16 protein-coding genes and 1 tRNA gene are annotated in these 17,361 nt (G+C 63.3%); 4 read left to right on the top strand and 13 right to left on the bottom strand.

The genetic code is table 11. From position 1 onward, the window contains the following. Positions 1–128 precede the first annotated feature (128 nt). Together ACLI1O_RS01280 and ACLI1O_RS01275 are read right to left on the bottom strand one after the other, a co-directional pair. Positions 129–204 (bottom strand) — tRNA-Thr (locus ACLI1O_RS01280). Between the two features lie 101 nt (positions 205–305). Next, positions 306–1,505, bottom strand: coding sequence for a DNA polymerase III subunit delta' (locus ACLI1O_RS01275; protein WP_239268908.1), 1,200 nt, complete (start codon positions 1,503–1,505; stop codon positions 306–308). Positions 1,506–1,542: 37 nt separating this feature from the next. Here ACLI1O_RS01275 and ACLI1O_RS01270 point away from each other — a divergent pair, with 37 nt between their 5' ends. Together ACLI1O_RS01270 and ACLI1O_RS01265 are read left to right on the top strand one after the other, a co-directional pair. Next, the gene (locus ACLI1O_RS01270; RefSeq protein WP_239268910.1) at positions 1,543–3,075 is read left to right on the top strand and encodes an adenylate/guanylate cyclase domain-containing protein; all 1,533 of its coding nucleotides are present in this window, start codon (positions 1,543–1,545) and stop codon (positions 3,073–3,075) included. Then, entirely contained in the window at positions 3,075–4,283 is a 1,209-nt protein-coding gene (locus ACLI1O_RS01265) for a DUF418 domain-containing protein (protein WP_239275271.1), read from the top strand. Before ACLI1O_RS01270 ends, ACLI1O_RS01265 begins: the two co-directional genes overlap by 1 nt. On the opposite strand, the gene ACLI1O_RS01260 is transcribed toward ACLI1O_RS01265, so the two are convergent. Both ACLI1O_RS01260 and topA read right to left on the bottom strand, forming a co-directional pair. After that, the gene (locus tag ACLI1O_RS01260; protein WP_239275269.1) at positions 4,276–5,034 is read right to left on the bottom strand and encodes a hypothetical protein; all 759 of its coding nucleotides are present in this window, start codon (positions 5,032–5,034) and stop codon (positions 4,276–4,278) included. The genes ACLI1O_RS01265 and ACLI1O_RS01260 overlap by 8 nt on opposite strands. A 26-nt stretch (positions 5,035–5,060) precedes the next feature. Further along, on the bottom strand, positions 5,061–8,054 hold the full coding sequence (gene topA, locus ACLI1O_RS01255; RefSeq protein WP_284869869.1) for a type I DNA topoisomerase: 2,994 nt from the start codon (positions 8,052–8,054) through the stop codon (positions 5,061–5,063). A 246-nt stretch (positions 8,055–8,300) separates the two neighbouring features. On the opposite strand from topA, the gene ACLI1O_RS01250 reads away from it, so the two are divergent. Continuing rightward, positions 8,301–8,930 (top strand): DedA family protein, encoded by a 630-nt coding sequence (locus ACLI1O_RS01250; protein WP_284849727.1) that lies wholly within the window; start codon positions 8,301–8,303, stop codon positions 8,928–8,930. A 22-nt stretch (positions 8,931–8,952) separates the two neighbouring features. Here ACLI1O_RS01250 and ACLI1O_RS01245 read toward each other — a convergent pair whose 3' ends face one another. Further along, on the bottom strand, positions 8,953–9,156 hold the full coding sequence (locus tag ACLI1O_RS01245) for a cold-shock protein (RefSeq protein ID WP_005276524.1): 204 nt from the start codon (positions 9,154–9,156) through the stop codon (positions 8,953–8,955). Between the two features lie 180 nt (positions 9,157–9,336). On the opposite strand from ACLI1O_RS01245, the gene ACLI1O_RS01240 reads away from it, so the two are divergent. Next, positions 9,337–11,709, top strand: a complete 2,373-nt coding sequence (locus ACLI1O_RS01240; RefSeq protein WP_284849728.1) for a DEAD/DEAH box helicase — start codon at positions 9,337–9,339, stop codon at positions 11,707–11,709. Here the strand turns inward: ACLI1O_RS01240 and ACLI1O_RS01235 are convergent. From ACLI1O_RS01235 to ACLI1O_RS01200, 8 genes are all read right to left on the bottom strand, one after another. Beyond that, positions 11,706–12,029 (bottom strand): Rv3654c family TadE-like protein, encoded by a 324-nt coding sequence (locus ACLI1O_RS01235; protein WP_284849729.1) that lies wholly within the window; start codon positions 12,027–12,029, stop codon positions 11,706–11,708. The genes ACLI1O_RS01240 and ACLI1O_RS01235 overlap by 4 nt on opposite strands. Beyond that, the gene (locus ACLI1O_RS01230; RefSeq protein ID WP_284849730.1) at positions 12,022–12,336 is read right to left on the bottom strand and encodes a hypothetical protein; all 315 of its coding nucleotides are present in this window, start codon (positions 12,334–12,336) and stop codon (positions 12,022–12,024) included. The genes ACLI1O_RS01235 and ACLI1O_RS01230 overlap by 8 nt, the downstream gene beginning before the upstream one ends. A gap of 33 nt (positions 12,337–12,369) precedes the next feature. Continuing rightward, positions 12,370–12,573, bottom strand: coding sequence for a DUF4244 domain-containing protein (locus ACLI1O_RS01225; protein WP_005276515.1), 204 nt, complete (start codon positions 12,571–12,573; stop codon positions 12,370–12,372). Between the two features lie 57 nt (positions 12,574–12,630). Then, positions 12,631–13,254 carry a type II secretion system F family protein gene (locus ACLI1O_RS01220; protein WP_284849731.1) on the bottom strand — a complete coding sequence of 208 codons (624 nt, stop codon included), beginning with the start codon at positions 13,252–13,254 and terminating at the stop codon, positions 12,631–12,633. Then, positions 13,251–14,030 (bottom strand): type II secretion system F family protein, encoded by a 780-nt coding sequence (locus ACLI1O_RS01215; protein WP_284849732.1) that lies wholly within the window; start codon positions 14,028–14,030, stop codon positions 13,251–13,253. The genes ACLI1O_RS01220 and ACLI1O_RS01215 overlap by 4 nt, the downstream gene beginning before the upstream one ends. After that, positions 14,023–15,225, bottom strand: a complete 1,203-nt coding sequence (locus ACLI1O_RS01210; protein ID WP_284849733.1) for a TadA family conjugal transfer-associated ATPase — start codon at positions 15,223–15,225, stop codon at positions 14,023–14,025. Before ACLI1O_RS01210 ends, ACLI1O_RS01215 begins: the two co-directional genes overlap by 8 nt. Further along, entirely contained in the window at positions 15,222–16,292 is a 1,071-nt protein-coding gene (gene ssd / locus ACLI1O_RS01205; RefSeq protein WP_284849734.1) for a septum site-determining protein Ssd, read from the bottom strand. The genes ACLI1O_RS01210 and ssd overlap by 4 nt, the downstream gene beginning before the upstream one ends. A 350-nt stretch (positions 16,293–16,642) precedes the next feature. Further along, entirely contained in the window at positions 16,643–17,359 is a 717-nt protein-coding gene (locus tag ACLI1O_RS01200) for an oxidoreductase (RefSeq protein ID WP_284849735.1), read from the bottom strand. Positions 17,360–17,361 lie beyond the last annotated feature (2 nt).

Raw genomic sequence — 17,361 nt, 5'->3', positions numbered from 1 at the left:
CCAAAAGAGGATTTCTGCTGCGACGGTAGCAATAAGCAGTGTCTCGTTCCTTCTCTCATCGAGGCCATATGGCCTGCGTCTATTGAAGGAGAGTTTATATTAAGGAAGAAACCCGCACATATAAAAAATGGAGCCGCCTGCGAGAATCGAACTCGCGACCTTTTCATTACGAGTGAAATGCTCTACCGACTGAGCTAAGGCGGCGCGCTGCTTAAGCAGCACTGGCGATTCTATCGCAGGGGTGGCGCGGAAAAGAAATCGGGGCTCAGGGTCGGTTTTTGGCGGGCCGGCGCTAAAGACCGGCCTTAGAGGCAGGCCCGCCGCAACCTGCCCACCAAGCCGTCGAAGGCAATCTGCGTGCCCACGTTCTGGGTCAGCTGCTCGCGGCAATAAGAAATGGCGGACTGGCACTCCAAGAGGCCCTCCTCGCTCACCCGCTGCGCCAGTTCGCCGGATAGCCCCGCGAAATCCGGGTGGGTCATCTCCACCTGCGTGCCCACCTTTGTCATCAGCGCGTCGCGGTAGATTCCGGAGAGATCGACGAGCACCAAATCGAGGTTATCGATGACCCGCCGCTTCGCCCGCTTCTTGTGCTGTTCCTGCAAGTCTTTGATGGCGGAGCGGGCATCGCGCTGCGCCTTCGCCGCGCCCTTGCCCTTCGCGCCCACGCCAAAGGTATTTTCCAGCTTGGCCAGCTCCGCTTCTTCTTCCTCCTTGTGCGATTCCTTCGCCTCCGCATCCACCAGCTTGAGAAGCGAGGTCACCGCCTGAAAGCCCTGGGATTCGTGGAAGATGTCCTCGGCCAGGTTGATGGCCACAGCGCGGCGCTTTTGCACCGTCGGATCTGCTACCAAGTGGCGCGCCCTGCCCACGTGGCGCAGGGAAGTGACGGCGGCGAGGCGGGCATCGTGATCCGAGGCGCCTTCGCTCACCAACTGGGCAACGATATTGTCCACCGACGGCGAGGGGATGTACAGGTGCCGGCAGCGCGAGCGGAGGGTTTGGGAGAAGTCCTCGGGGGCATCGGAAGGCGCGCACATGATGATCACGGTGCGCTCCGGCGGCTCCTCCACCGTCTTGAGCAGCGCGTTGGCGCCGTTATTGTTGAGGCGATCCGCGTTATTGAAGATCACCACGCGCCACGGGGCGACCGTGGGCAAGCTCGCGGCGCGCCCAATGACCTCGCGCACCGTATCCACCGGGATGATGACCTCCTGCGGGTCCACCAAGACCAAATCCGTGTGCTGCTTAGTCTCCAGCACGGCGCGGCAGGCCTCGCATTTTCCGCAGCCCGGTTCCTCTGGATCGGTGCACATGAGCGCGGCCGCGAAATCGATTGCGGCCAAGGAACGCCCAGAGCCGGGAGGTCCAGTAAAGAGCCAGGAATGGCTCATCGCCCGCGGATCTGCCCCCGGCATCCCCCGCGCCGCCCGCGCGGCACCCAAGATAGTGCGGGCCACACCTGGGGTATCTGCCAATCGTTGCGCAACGCTTCCCGTATTCACTCGCTCTAGCCTACTGGTCTTACTACAGTAAGTAGTTATGAACAGACTATTGCGTGGCGCTCGTTGGCTTATGGGAACCCAATGGCCGGTATACGCTGCCTTGGTCTTGGGCGCCAATCTCATCGGCGCCATCGCGATCATGACCTTCATCCTCTATTTCCTGCCCATGCCGGAAATCGAGGACTTTGCCGCCGAGTTACCCAACCTGAAGGGAGTGGCGGCGGTCTACCTCATCTTTGCCGTCATCATCGGCATCGCCGCTACCCTGCTGCTCTTCCGCCCCGTGCTGGACTGGCAGCGCAATCCCGATGCGCACGATCCAAATATGGTGCGCACCCTCGTGCTGCGCATCCCCGTGTACCAATCCCTGGTCGCGGCCGCGGTCTGGCTCATCGGCATCATCTTGACGGTGGCTATCTCCAGCGGGCAATCCGGGCGGCTCGGGCTCGTCGTGGGTGTCTCCACCACCCTGGCGGGCCTAGTGGTCATCATCTTGACCTACCTGCAGGCAGAGCGCCTCGTGCGGCCCGTCGCCGCGCAGGCCGTCGCCCGCCGCTTTGAAGATTCCACCGTCGAGCCACCCATCAAGTATCGCCTGTTTTCCACCTGGCTGATGACCTCCGGGGTGCCGCTGCTCGGCATCGTGTTGGTGCTGCTGGGCCAGCACACCAGGCTCTTCTCCGGCGACGCTAGCGAGATTATTCCGGCCATCGTGGCGCTCGCGCTCACCGCGCTGGCCACCGGGTTTATCGGCACCAGCTTCGCCATCATGAGCGTGGTCGATCCCATCGTAGAATTGCAGGATGCAATTAACCGCGTGCGCCGCGGCGAGGCCGATGCCGAGGTCGATATCTACGATGGATCCGAGCTCGGCGTCCTGCAGGCAGGTTTCAATGAGATGATGCGCGGGCTGCGCGAGCGCCAGCGTGTCCGCGATATCTTCGGCCGCTACGTAGGCACCGAGGTGGCCCAGCGCGCCCTTGATGAGCGCCCCGAATTGGGCGGCGAGGACCGGAAGGTCGCGGTGCTATTTATCGATGTCATCGGTTCCACCACCTTCGCTGTCAACCACTCGCCCGAAGAAGTGGTCACGGAGCTCAATAAATTCTTCGAACACGTCGTGACGGTAGTGCACCGCAATAAGGGCATCATCAATAAGTTCCAGGGCGATGCCGCCCTCGCCGTCTTTGGCGCGCCGCTCAACGTGTACGACTCGACCTCGATGGCGCTGCAGGCCGCCCGCGAGCTACGCGGCGAATTGCGCGGGCTCGAGCTGCAGGCCGGCATCGGCGTCGCCTCCGGCCACGTGGTGGCCGGCCACATCGGCGGCGCGGATCGCTTCGAGTACACCGTCATCGGCGATGCCGTCAATGAGGCCGCCCGCCTAACCGAAATGGCCAAGGACACCCCCGGCCAGGTCTTGACCAACGCCGCCACCCTAAAGACCGCCAACGAGGCGGAGCAGGCCCGCTGGACCGTCATGAAATCCATCGAGCTGCGCGGGCGCCGCCGCATGACCCAGTTGGCGCGCCCCATTCGCGCCAGCCTGGCAGAAAGGTGCGAAATCTAATGGCAAGCACCCGCCTCATCGTGCCCGATGCGGCGCGCGGAATGGCGCTCTTAGGCATCGCGATAGCGAATATGACCACCGCGTGGATCATCACAGAAGACCGGCCGGGCGCGTATTTCGGCGGCATCCTCAATGACAGCGTGCTGGATAAAATCGCCGTCGTCTTCGGCGCTTTCTTCGTGCACAACCGCGGCCTGCCCATGTTTTCTACCCTGCTGGGCTTCGGCGTGGGGCTCATCGCGATGAGCCTGTGGCGGCGGGGATTTCCGCTGCGGGAGGCGAGGAGGGTCATCGCCAAGCGCTATGGCTTCCTCGCGCTACTGGGCGCGGTGCATATGGTGCTGCTGTTTTGGGGCGATATCATGTTTGTCTATGGCATAGCGGGCATAGTCATTGCCCTGCTGCTCACGCTGCACAATTCTACGCTGCGCAAGATTTCTTATATCGCGCTTGGGGCGCTGACGGTGCTCGGCATCGCAACGTTAATTTTCTCCGCGGTGGACGGCGGGCTCGATATCCCCGTCGATGCCATCGGCACCGTGAATTCCTATGGTGACCTGCTGCTAAGCCAGCTTCTCACCCTCGGCGCGCAGATCATCTCCGCCCCGCTCATCGTGCTGATGTACCTGCCGGTCATGCTGGTGGGCTTTGTGTGGGCGCGCGAGGGCGTGCTTGCCGATGTCCCCTCTCACCGCCCCCAACTCCTGCGCTGGGTGGCCATCGCCGCAGCCGTAACGCTGGTCATTGGCACGCTGTGGTCTTTGGGCACCCTCGGGGTCATAGATCAGCGCTGGGCGAACGCCGCCAGTAGCGCCAATTCCACCCTCGGCGTGCTAACCGGGCCGGGGATCCTTGCCGGGCTCGCGCTTATCCTGCAGCCCGTGCAAGAACGGATAGCGGCCGGTGCCTCCGTGCCCGTGCTCTTGTGGCCCTTCGTCGCGCTGGGGAAGCGATCCATGAGCGGTTATGTGGGCCAGTCGATACTGTTTTTCCTTATCGTGCACCCCTTCACGCTGGACTACGGCCACGAGCTAGGCGCCTTCGGCCAAGCCGCCCTCGCCTGCGGCGTGTGGCTGGTGACCGTAATTGGTGCCTGCGTGCTCGAGGCGCTGGGCCTGCGCGGGCCCCTCGAGGTGGTGCACCGCCGGCTATCTTATGGGCCGAGCATGCAGCCGGAGCGGAGCTTACCTCGTCAGGGCCTTACCTAGTCAGGGCATCGACTAGCAGGAAGTGCCCCAGGGCAAAGGCGCCGGCCTCCGCCGCGCCCACCGCCCGGGCCACCTTCGTGGGCTTGGGATGTTTCTTGTTTTTCTTCAGTATCCGCGTCTTCTGCTGAGACTCAGCAAAAGACAGCCGCGCCCGCAGCGCCGTCAAGCCTTCCGCCGCAACCAAGAGGTTCGCGCCGTGGCTCAAGCCCTTCGTCGCATCGGTGCGCAGGCACGGATCGCCCGCCAGCGCCGAGGTCGTGAGCACCGCCGCGCCGCCGACCGCTACCGCGGTCCGGGTGGGCTGCTTGCGCGCAGCGACGATCGCCGCTACCCAAGCGATGGCGCGCAGGCCCCACCCGCGGGCATCGTTGCGCGCGCCGCGCCGATAAAGCACCCACGAATACGCCGCGTGGCTAGCGCTAACGCCAGCTACCCCGAGGAGGGAGGGGCGGTGCAAGCGGCGCGACTTTTCCGCCTGCCCCACCGCGCCGGCCAGCAGGGCGGGGCTCAGGGTAGGGTCCTGCGCCTCCGCTGCCAATAGCGGCAGAAGCGGCGCGCTCGTGGCGGCATGGGCCTTCTTCCAGCCAAAGAGGCGGGCCCACACCGTGGACTCGCCTAGCGTTAGGTACGCAAAACGCCGCCAGCCCCGCGGCGTGCGCCGGGCTGGGTCGGTGACATCAGCAAAAGTTTCGGACACCGCGCGGGTCAAGGCCGCGGTGCCCTCCTCGGTGCGGGCAAGAAAATCATTCATGCCCGCCACCTTACTTATTTCTACACTTATTTCTTGCGCGAGCCGGCCTTCACCACGTTCTTCGTGCCGGGCGAAGGCTTCGAGCTGGATTTCTTAGAAGCCTTCTTAGAAGCCTTCTTAGTGGCCTTCTTAGTGGCCTTCTTCGTCGATTTCTTCGTCGACTTCTTTGTGCTCTTCTTAGAAGACTTCTTCGTGGACTTCTTCTTCGTCTCCCCAGAGGCCTCTTTGGCGCGGCGCTCGGAAAGGAGCTCGTTGGCGCGGGCATCGGTAAGCTGCTCCGGATCGTCGCCGCGGCGCAGGGACGCATTGGTGGTGCCGTCCGTGACGTACGGGCCGAAGCGGCCATCCTTAACGGTCATAGGCTTGCCCGAAACGTCATTATCGCCGAGCTGCTTCAGCGGCGGCTGTGCGGCTGCGCGGCCTCGACGCTTCGGCTCCGCATAGATGCGGCGGGCCTCATCCAAGGTGATGCTAAAGATCTGCTCTTCCTTAGCCAGCGAGCGCGAATCCGTGCCCTTCTTCAGGTATGGGCCGTAACGGCCGTTTTGGGCGGTGATCATCTCCCCGTCGTCCACGCCCACCTCGCGCGGCAGGGATAGCAGCTCAAGGGCCTGTTCCAGCGTGACGGTCAGCGGCTCCATCGAGCTAAAGAGCGAGGCTGTGCCAGGCTTCAGCTTCTCATCAATGTAGTCATTGATGCGCTTTTCCTTCTGCTTCGCGGCCGTCTTAGTCTCCCAATTCTTGGCGCGCTTGCCTTCCTCGGCGCGCTGCTTATCCTCTTCGGCGCGCTCCTTGGCGACGATCTCCAAGGCCTCTGCCTCGGCCTTCTCCCGCTCATCATCGCGGACGACCTCGGTGACATAGGGGCCAAAGCGGCCTTCCTTCGCCACCACCATGCGGCCGTTTTCGGGATTCTCGCCCAACTGACGCCCGCCCTGCGAGGTAGCAAAGAGCTTTTCCGCCAGCTGTTCATTCAGCCCATCCGGGGTCACGGTTTCTGAGAGGTTGGCGCGCTGGTATTCCACGCTGCCGTCCTCATTGGTGCCGATCGCGCGCTCGATATAGGGCCCGTAGCGGCCGACGCGCACGAAGACCTCGCGGCCCTCAGAATCGGTATAGAGCTTGAGCGAGTTGACCTTGCGGGCATCGATGGCCTCGAGGTTGACATCGATAAGCGATTTCAGCCCGCCATGCCGCGCGATGGAGGCCGCCTTGTGCTCGTTGGCCTCAGCGTTGCCAAAGTAAAAGCCGTTGAGCCAGTCCGTGCCATCCTCCGTGCCGGTGGCAATCGAGTCCAGCTCATCTTCCATGGACGAGGTGAAGTCATAATCCACCAGCTCGGTGAAGTTCTCTTCCAATAGGCCCACCACGGCGAAGGCCACCCACGAAGGCACCAAGGCGTTGCCGCGCGAGACGACGTAGCCGCGGTCCTGGATGGTCTTGATGATGGAGGCATACGTCGAGGGGCGCCCGATGCCCAAATCTTCCATCTTTTTCACCAGGCTGGCCTCTGTATAGCGCGCCGGCGGGTTGGTGGAGTGACCTTCTGCCGAAACCTCTTCGGCCTGAAGATCGCGGCCCTCCTCCAGGTGCGGCAGGCGGTTTTCACTCTTCTTGCTCGTATCCTCGTCGGCGCCGTAAGCCTTCAAGAAACCCGGGAAGGTAATGGTGCGGCCGGTTGCAGAGAACTCGACGTCATAGGTGCCGTTATCCGTGTTCGCGGTGCCAGCGACCGCCACCTTCATGGAAGTGCCCTTGGCATCGGCCATCTGCGAGGCCACGGTTCGCTTCCAAATTAGGTCATAGAGCTTAAATTCCTCCGCATCCAGCTGGCTAGAAAGCTGGCCCGGGGTGGCAAAGGACTCACCGGCGGGGCGGATAGCCTCGTGCGCCTCCTGCGAGTTCTTCACGCGGCGGTCATAGACGCGCGGGGAATCCGAGACGTATTCTTCGCCATAAATGCTGGTCGCGGAGCTGCGCGCGGCGTTCAAGCCCTGCTGGGACAGCGAAGAGGAGTCCGTACGCATATACGTAATGTGGCCGTTTTCATAGAGGCGCTGCGCAATACGCATCGTGCGCTCCGAGGTAAAGTGCAGGCGCCGGCCCGCCTCCTGCTGCAGCGTCGAGGTCATAAACGGCGCATAAGGCTTGCGGGTATAGGGCTTGTGCTCTACCCCGGCTACACTCATGCCCGCGCCCTGCAGGGCCTTTTCCAAGGCCTCCGCCTGCGGCTGGGTAATGACGATGACGTCCTTGGTTTTCACATTTCCGCGATCATCGAAATCGCGGCCCAAAGCCACGCGCTTGCCATTAACCGCGGTCAGGCGCGCGTCAAAGGCCGACGGGCCCTCGCCGCTGCCAGCGCCCGCGTCCAAGGTGGCGAGCAAATCCCAGTAATCGGCGGAGATAAACGCCATGCGCTCGCGCTCGCGCTCGACGATGACCCGCGTGGCCACCGACTGCACGCGCCCGGCCGAAAGCCGCGGCATAACCTTCTTCCACAACACCGGGGAGACTTCGTAGCCGTAGAGGCGGTCGAGGATGCGACGGGTTTCTTGGGCATCGATAAGGTCATAGTCCAAGTCGCGGGTGTTTTCCGCCGCCTCCAGAATTGCGGACTTGGTGATCTCATTAAAGACCATGCGGCGCACCGGCACCTTGGGCTTTAAAACCTCCAATAGGTGCCAAGCAATGGCCTCGCCCTCGCGGTCCGGGTCTGTTGCCAGCAAGAGGTTATCGCACTGCTTCAGCTTGGATTTGAGGTCAGCGACCTTTTTCTTTTTATCCGGGCTGACGACGTAAAGCGGGGCGAAATCATCTTCCGGGTTAACACCCAAGCGGGCCCAAGATTCTTTCTTGAACTTCGCCGGCACGTCGGCAGCGCCCCGCGGGAGATCGCGGATATGCCCCACGGAGGCCTCCACGATGTAGTTATCTCCCAGGTACGGCTGGATCTTCTTCGCCTTAGTCGCCGACTCCACAATCACTAAAGTTTTGCCCGGCTCGGCCGCTTCTGCCACTTCGACTTCATCCCTTTCGATGATGCGAACATTAAAATTTGTGCGCTTTCAGCAATCGCCCCTAGCGTACACAGGTGGTTTATACCGTTCTTCGCACCATATACTTGGTACTACCAAAAGGCTTTGTAGGGGGCACTTCGCACCCCCACCGAACCGGTCTATACTGACCTTTTTAGAAAGTCCAGCAGCTGTGAAAGCATTGTTGGGGACGATAGCACACCCACAACACACCCCGTGGAGGATTAGATGGTTGACACAGTAACGATGTGGATTGAAGCCATCATGGGCACGGAGTGGGTGTATCCGATCGTGGGCCTGCTCATTTTCGGGGACTGTTTCTTTCCAGTGCTCCCCTCTGAAATCCCGCTGAATATGGCCGGCGCCTGGGCCGGATCGCAGGGATTTCCGCACCTGCCCACCATGTTCTTTGCGGCGCTCGTAGCCGCCATGTTGGGCGATAACCTGTGCTTTTTGCTGGGCACGCGGTTCATGCCGCTGCTCAATCGCATTCAAAAAGGTACGAAGGCCTACGAGGCCCTCACCTGGGTAAAACGCAATATGCGCCGCGGCGGTGGCGCGGCCATTATCATTGCGCGCTTTATCCCCTCAGCCAGGCTCTTTATGACCATTTTGCTGGGGTCAATGCGCTTTCCCTGGCCGGTCTTCCTTTTCTTCGACACCATTGGCGTGATGCTCTGGGCATTCCAGGCCTTGGCCATTGGTTATGTGGGCGGCTTAGCGTTCTCCGATACCCCACTGTTTGCGATGGTTATCAGCATTATCGCCGCCGTATTCATCGGCTTGGGACTGCAAAAGGCCCAAAACAACATCATGGAGTGGTGGGATACCCGCCGCGGCTACGCCGAAACGCCCTAGGGCGCTTAAAACCCTAAAGGCGTTAGAGGATGGAAACGGCCTGCGCCTGGTCGCCCTTCGGGCCGGATCCAACCTCGAAGCTTACCTTCTGGTTTTCTTCCAAGGTGCGGAAGCCGCTGCCCTGAATTTCGGAGTAGTGCACGAAGATGTCTCCGCCGCCGTCCTCGCGCTCGATGAAGCCGTATCCCTTTTCGGAGTTAAACCACTTAACGGTTCCTTGAGTCATGGTGAACTGAGTTCCTTTTCTTAAAGAGGTAGCGCGGACAACCGCGCCGGTAGTTATTCGGTAAATGGGTCCTCGAGCAGTACCGTGAAGTATAAAACCGCACCAAGACAACATTGGCCTGTCAACAGTGTGACACGTTCCACGCCAAAGCGATAGATTTAACTCACAAGGGGGTAAAAATTGTCTCACCCGGCTGGCGATAACCCCATTGGTGAAGAGCTCCTAGACCTCATCCAGCGGCGCCTTTCTGAGTCCACCCTGACGTTTCACACCACGCTCCCGGCGCAACGGGCCCGCTACGCCGATTGGCCGGAGTGGGTGCTGCCGGGGTTGAAGGAGAAGGTGGTAGATGGGGGCATCGGCAAGCTCTATGCGCACCAGGCCGAGCTCGCCGAATGCGCGTGGCAGGGCCGCGACGCGGTAATTTCCACCGGTACCTCGTCCGGAAAATCCCTGGGCTATCAGCTGCCCATCCTCACCCGGCTGGCAGAGGATCAGACCGCGTGCGCGCTCTACCTCACCCCCACCAAGGCCCTCGGATCGGACCAGCTGCAGTCCACGCTCGAGCTGTGCCGCGGGATTCCGGAGCTCAAGAACGTGGTGCCCGCGCCCTATGACGGCGATACGCCCCAGGAGTCGCGGGCGGGCGTGCGCGAGCATTCGCGCCTGGTGTTTTCCAATCCCGATATGGTGCACATGTCCATGCTGGCCGCGCACGCGCGGTGGGCGCGGGTGCTGCGCCACCTGGAGTTCATTGTCATCGATGAATGCCATTCCTACCGGGGCGTATTCGGCGCCAATGTGGCCCTGGTGGTGCGCCGCCTGCTCCGTCTGTGCCGGCATTATGGATCGCGGCCCACCATCATTTATGCCTCCGCAACCATGAATGATCCGGCGCGGCATGCCGAGCGCCTCACCGGCCGCCCGGCGCATGCGATTACTGAGGATTCCGCCCCCACCGGCGCGCGCACGGTCGCGCTCTGGGAGCCTGGATTCCTGGAGGGTGCGGAAGGCGAGCACGGCGCCCCCGTCCGGCGCGCGGCCACGACTGAGGCCGCCGAGATGATGGCGACCTTCATCGCGGAAGGCGCCCGGACCATGACCTTTGTGCGCTCCCGCCGCTCCGCCGAGGTCGTGGCGATGGTAGCCGCCGAGACTCTCTCCGGCAGTTTGGGCCGGCCGGATTTCGCGCAGCGCATCGCCGCCTACCGCGCCGGTTACTTGGCCGAGGACCGCCGCCGGTTGGAGCAGGCGCTTGACGATGCCTCCCTATTAGGCGTCGCCACCACCTCCGCCCTCGAGCTGGGCATCGACGTCGGCGGCCTCGATGCCGTGGTCACCGCCGGGTTTCCGGGCACCGTGGCCAGTTTTTGGCAGCAAGCCGGGCGCGCAGGCCGCCGCGGTCAAGGCTCGCTCGTAGTGCTCGTCGCCCGCGATGAACCCATGGATACCTACCTGGTGCACCACCCCGATGCGCTACTGGGAAAACCGGTAGAAGCAAGCGTCTTTAACCCCACGAATCCCTACATCCTCTTTGGACACCTCTACTGCGCGGCGGTGGAAAAACCGCTGGATGATGCCACCATTGCTGAGTGGGGTGCACGCGATGTCATCCACCAGCTTGCGGAGCAAGGCCTCGTGCGCCGCCGCGAGCGCGGGTGGTTCGCCGTGCCGATTCCCGCTTCCAGCGCAGAAGAGCTCTCGCCGGAAACCGCCCACTCGGCGGTATCGCTGCGCGGCGGGGCGGGCGAGGAGGTCATGATCGTGGATGCCTCTGATGGACGGCTCTTGGGAACCATCGATGCAGCCCGCGCGACCAGCCAAGTCCACCCCGGCGCGGTCTACCTGCACCAGGGCGAAAGTTTTGTCATCGAGGAGCTCCTCCTGGCCGATTATGTGGCACTCGCCCGCCCGGAGACTCCCGAGTATTCGACTACCCCGCGCTCCACGACGGATATTCGCATCGTGCGCGAGGCCGATAACCTGGTCAATTATTCCCCGGGCTTGTGGGTGGCGGACGTGGAGGTCGAGGTCACCGACCGCGTCACCGGCTACCAGGTGCGGCTTGCCGATGGCACCATCGGCGACGATATCCCCCTCGATCTCCCCGAACAGCGGCTGACCACCCGCGCCGTGGCCTATACCATCGACCCGCTGGCGCTTTCTGCGATGGGCATTACCGCCGCCGATATCCCCGGCACCCTGCATGCGGCCGAACATGCCGCCATTGGCCTGCTGCCGCTTATCGCCACCTGCGACCGCTGGGATATCGGCGGCGTATCCACCGCCCTGCACGCGGATACACAGCTTCCCACCGTCTTTGTTTACGACGGCCACCCCGGTGGTGCCGGGTTTGCCGAAGAGGGATTCCGCCGCTTCCCCGAGTGGATCGCGGCCACCTTTGAGGCGGTGCGCTCCTGCCCGTGCGAGGCCGGGTGCCCATCGTGCGTGCAATCGCCCAAGTGCGGCAACGGCAATAACCCTCTGAGCAAGGACGGCGCCATCAAGCTGCTCGGCGCGCTCGTCACCATGACGCAGGATGCCGCGGTTTAGACTGGGCCCGCCTTGGCCTTGGCGCTCTGGCCGCGCACCGCGGCAACGGCGATGATATCGGGTACATTTTCTGTGCATTCCTCGAGGCTCGCGCCGTTATCCCGCGCGGTGCTTTCTGCGGCCGCACATGCATCCTTGCCGGTGGCTAAGGCCCACGCGCCGGCCACGGCGGCAAGGTCCGCGGCCACTTGCGCTTCATGGCGCGCGGTCACACGAGATCCCACCGCCACGATGACCAGCAATAAGCTGACAATGGCGACGATGATTCCGGTGGCTGCGATGGTGGCGTATCCATCCTCGCCGCGGAGCCTGCTAGTCATTGCCGGCCACCTCGGCGGGAAAGACCGCTTCCGCGCTCATGGTGCCAATGGGAGCATCGACGCTTACCGATGCCCTGATAAGCCCCGCACTTTCCTGCACGTTCACCCGGGCATCCTCGCGCGCCGGTTGGTACTCGACGCCGATGGCGTGCGACCTAGCCGCCGCGCCCGCCATATCCACCGCCGCGATATAGGACGCCATCGTCGCGATCGCACCGATGATGCCCGCCGCCACGAGGACGAGGGAGCTTAATGCCAGGGCGGCCTCGATGGTCACGGAACCATCGTCATCGACTACTGTGCGCATGATTCCTCCTTTCTGTTTCTCTAGTGCGCCCGGCTAGCTTGGAGTATTCGATAGCGCATCGGTGATAATTCCCTCGATGGCATCGACCACGCCGCCGCCGTTGATGACCATGTACAGCACGCCGGCAAGCGCTGCGGCCGCGAGCGATCCCATGGCGTATTCAATCGTGCTCATCCCCTCATCGTTGCGGACGAGGGCGCGGGTGAGCTGGGAGTACTTAATAAATAGTGCAGACATTTTAGGAGTCCTTTCTTAAAAGGTGTGGTGGTTGAGTAGAAGTGAAAGGTGGTGTATCTAGAAAAGCTGCGCACCCAAGCTGATCACTACGGGCGCGAGGCCTAGAACGATGAATGCTGGCAGGAAGCACACCGCCAGCGGGAGGGCAATGAATACTCCTGCACGCTCTGCTTTAGCCGTAGCGTGAGCAGATGCTTCGGCGCGCAAAGAAGTACAGATTCGCGTGCATCCGGCGGCTATGGTGGCGCCGGATTGGCCCGATAAGATGACAAGCCCCGCCACGTCCTCTAGTCCCGCATGGCCTTTCATGTGGTCCCATGCAGATTCCGTGGGTACGCCAACCCCTAGGAGCGCGGATACCGTCTCCCACAGGTGCTGGGAATCGGCCTCTGCCGTGCGCGCGACTGCCGTAGCAGCCGCGTGCACCGTCAGGCCCGCACTCAGGCAAGCTGCGAAAAGTTCGATATCCCCGGCCACGAGGAGTGGATCCACGGTGGTAGAGGGCTGGAGTTTGCTCATCAATCCCCCGCGCGCTGTTGCGCCATCGCGCTTTCTTGGGCCGGCGCGCGGGGTCTTCGCCGTGTGCTGCGCTGCGTTTTGTGCCGTAGCAGGTCCCAGCCGCCCTTTGGTGGCCGGCAACCCGACGAGCACAGCCAGCGCTAAGCAGATAAAGGCCATCATGGTGCCGCCTTCCTGATAATGACGCGGGACCAGGCAAAGCCGCCGCAGGCAAGCCCCACCCCGATGACCAGCAGGATTCCGCCTAATCCCCCGCCGAGCAAGAAGCCCAGCGAATTGGCCCCCATCGCCCCACCCATGGCGATGCCCGCAATGGGCAGGCAGGCCAAGACCGTGGCCGTAGCTTGGGGCCCTTGCAGGCCGGCCGCGGTGGATTGGTGGTGGCGGCGCAGCGCATCCATCCGGCTTTGGGCCTGCTCAAAGAGGCTGGCCACCGCGATGCCGTGCTGTGTCGATAATTCGAGCAGGTGTCCCAGCCGGGTAAGTTCTGCATCCGCATGGGCGCCAGAGAGCGCCACGTGTGGGGGCGCACCGCGCGCAGCGGCGGTAGCGGTGGATTCTAAGGCTGCGATCATATCCCGCGGCGTCGTCGCGGGAAGGGACTCCGCCCCGCGCGATAGCGCGCTTGCAAGGGTTGCCCCGGCGCGCAGGTCAGCGGTGACGACCCCAAAGTATCCGGCTAGGGCTTCGCGGCCGCGCCGGCGCGCGCGGGCGGCCATGATGTCCTTGATATACCACGACACGCACCAGGCGATGATCGCTGCCGCAACCGCAATGCTCATCCGCCCGACCGAGAAGAAGACCAAGCTGCCACAGAATACGGCGCCCAAAATGACTAAGGAGCTGGCCTTTATCCGGCTGCCCTTGCCAGCAATGCGGGCCGCGCTCGAGGGCGCAGACAGCAAGAGAGCTGCGGCGAGCAATAAGAAGCTAAGCATCCGTCTGACCCCCTGCTTCTTCGTGCGGTTCATCCAGCAACGCAGCCGAGAATTCCGCGAAGCCAGGCGCGGGGCCCTCGGTTGCGCTCCAGACAATGCGCGGGGTGACCGGATTGCCCTCTAAGACGCCGATATGGGCCAGGCGCCGGCCATGTGGCGTGCGCTCCATGGTCAGCACCACGTTGACGGCGGCCGCTAATTGCGAGTGCAGGGCGCTGCGGTCCAGGCCGCCGAGCGCGCCGAGGGCCTCCATGCGGGCGGGTACCTCAAAGAGGGAATTGGCGTGCAAGGTGCCCGCGCCACCATCGTGTCCCGTATTCAGCGCGGCGAGGAGATCGACTACCTCTGGGCCGCGAATTTCACCGACGACGATGCGGTCCGGGCGCATGCGCAGCGCCTGCCGCAGCAATTGCGCCATGGTGATTTCCCCGCTGCCTTCCGCGTTTGCCCGACGCGAGACGATGCTCACGCAATGCGGGTGGTGGGGTGAAAGCTCCGCCGTATCTTCGATGACCACGATGCGCTCGCGCTCAGATACGGTCCCTAAAAGCGCCGAGAGCAGCGTCGTCTTGCCGGAACCGGTGCCGCCAATGACGAGGAAGGACACCCGCTTGTCCACCATCGCGGCAAGCAGCTGGCGAATGTCTTCGGGCACGGTGCCATTGGCCACCAACTGTGGCAGGGTGGTCTGTGCCTGGCGCAATACACGCAGGCTAATGCACGTTCCGCCCACGGCGGGTGGGCTTAAAAGGGCGTGCACGCGGAGCACGACGCCATCGGGGCGCGTGACGCGGCCATCGGCAAAAGGCTGGGCATCATCAAGCCGCGTGCCCGAGGCCGCCGCCAACCGGGAAGCGAGCTGGCGCACCTCCCCATCGTTGCGAAAGGTGATATCGCTGCGCTCTAGCCCCTCGCCGCGGTCCATAAAGACGTCTTCGGGCCCGTTGACCACGACATCGGTCACGCCCTGCCGGGCCAATAAGGCATCCAGTGGCCCCATGCCGGTGGCGTCCTGGCGCAGGCGCCGAAGCAGATCCACTACGGCAACGTCACTGATAACCCCCGCTTCCTCGCGGATCCGCCGGGCCAAGCTAGAGGCGTCGTGCACCAGACCTGGTTCGGCAGCAATGAGCCGCTGCATCTTCTCCATGGTCTTTTCCATGGTTTCGGTCGAACTATCCATCGCTGCGCTCATACCCCTACCTCCTCGCGCACCGCAGTGGCGGTTTTGGCCAAAGCCGCGGGAAGTCGGGCCGGGAGTCCGCCGATCTCGATGCTGCGGGTTAGCCCGCGCACGGTAGGCAATTGGGCACTGACCCGGTGGTGGATAATGTCTTCTACCTCCGGCGCGCTCAGCGCCGCCCACTGCCGTTGGCGCAGCACCACCACGATGTCGCGCCGGGCCTCATCCATGCGCAGGATGAGTTGTGCGGCCGCCGCTGCCGATCGCACCTCCGCAGCCACCACCAACACCACGTGCGTGCAGGCAGCCGGGATATTTTCCGCCGTGCAATCCACAACGCACAGGCCCTCGCCTGCGTGCGCCGCAGACGTCGCCGCCGCCAGAAGCGTGGCATCTAGTGTGAAGGTGTCTTTCACCGTGCTGCGCGCTGCGGATAGCACCGCTATGCCATCGGCGGTAGAAGGCAAGGCGCGGTAAAGGTCGGCGGCATCGATGCTGCCATCGCCAATGTTGAGCTCCGGCCAGCGGGCACCTGGCGCGGTTTCCACGCCGAGGAGGAGATCGAGGCCGCCGGAGTGCGCGGTGGCATCGATAAGCAGCGCCCGCGCCTGCTCACTCGCCGTGCAGTGGGAACGCGAAAGGGCTGCGGCAAAGGTGGAGGTGCCTACCCCACCGCTGGCGCCCACCACCGCGATGGTAGCGCTACCGGGGCGATCTTCCGGCGGGTGCGCTGCCTGGGCAATAGCCGCCAGCAGCTCTTTAATCTCCGCGGGGATAATAAAGGCGCGGTCCGCATGGCAGGCAAGCGCTGCCTCATAATCGATGGGCCCCGGGTCCGCGGCGAGGAAAAGCACCGGAGCGGGAGCGGTCTGCGCGGCTTGGGCCGAGGCTATAACGCGCGCCATGAGCGCGTCGACCAAGACCGTATAGGCTCCGGGGAGGCTGCGCGGGATATCGCGGGGATCGGTTGCCGTGATGACCTCGTGGCTGGTCGCGGCGGCGGCATGAACCGCCTCAGCGCGCAAGGCTTCCTCACCTATGGCAACGACGATGGTGGAGCGAGAGTGTGCTGTGTTCATGCTCCCTAGCCTGAAGCACCCGCGCCACCTGCACTAGGGACGGGACTTCCCGCCTGTGGATAAGCGGGCGAAAGCCACCACTTAGCGCTCAGTTAGTTGAATTTCCAACAAATCCTTGTGGATAACCGTAGATATAGGTGACGGCCCGCGCATCGGGGGGTGCGCGCGGGCCGTCAGTAACCCGGCCTCGGGGGGCGAGCCGGGGCAGGCCACACAGTATATCGGGGCCTTGCACCGATTATTATGACACGTTCATTACCCGATCACAACAGCTAAGAAAAATAATCTACCTGCACGGCGCTGACCTGCGCCGAATGGATGTTCACCGCCTACCGAATACGAGGATACGGCTAGGCCGCGCGGGCGATGGCATCGGCTTCTTTACCGCCTGCCGCCCAGGCTGAGAGGTGAAAAAGCACCACCTCACCGGGCCTGTCGCGGTAGTTCGCGCGGCACTCGCGGTAGTCCTTGGAATGGCGGTGGAAATACACCTCTGGCACGGCGAACCCGCGGGGATCAAAGCCGGTATGAATAGCGGCAAGGCGGGCCGCAACGCGCGCTACGACACCGCTGCGCGGGCCGAAGAATTCGCCTGCCGCGATTTCGGCATGCACGACGCTTGGTAAGAGATCGCGGAATGCGGGGCCACTGCCCTGCGCAATCAGGCGCGCCAAGCCCTGCAAGCGCGCACTATCGCCGCTGGGAATCCCAGTTCCACCAGCGGCGACGTCGATGCGTGCGAGCACCTGCAGCGGCGCGCGGGCAAAGGAGCGGACGGTAGAATCCACCACCTCAGGTGCCGCCACGGAATACGCGCTGACCGCGCCGGCGAGCGGACCGCTTTCCACATCGCCCGGGCCAGGGTGCGGGGGGATGGCATGCCCATCCAAGGCCACGCTGGCGCGCGCGCCCCGCATCAAGGACTCCGCCGAGATGACCTCATACCTGCGCAGCCCAGCCGGCCTGCGGTGGGCGCGCGCGATGGAGCCCGCGGCTTTTTCCGCACCTTCTTTCACCCCCGGGAGGCGAAATAGCGGGGATAACGCGTCATTTTCTGGCATATACATTA

It is taken from the genome of Corynebacterium sp. LaCa78 (assembly GCF_046717505.1).
Lineage (GTDB): Bacteria > Actinomycetota > Actinomycetes > Mycobacteriales > Mycobacteriaceae > Corynebacterium.
The sequence above is the reverse complement of the archived record's forward strand: the minus strand, read 5'-3'. Positions and strand labels throughout refer to the sequence as shown.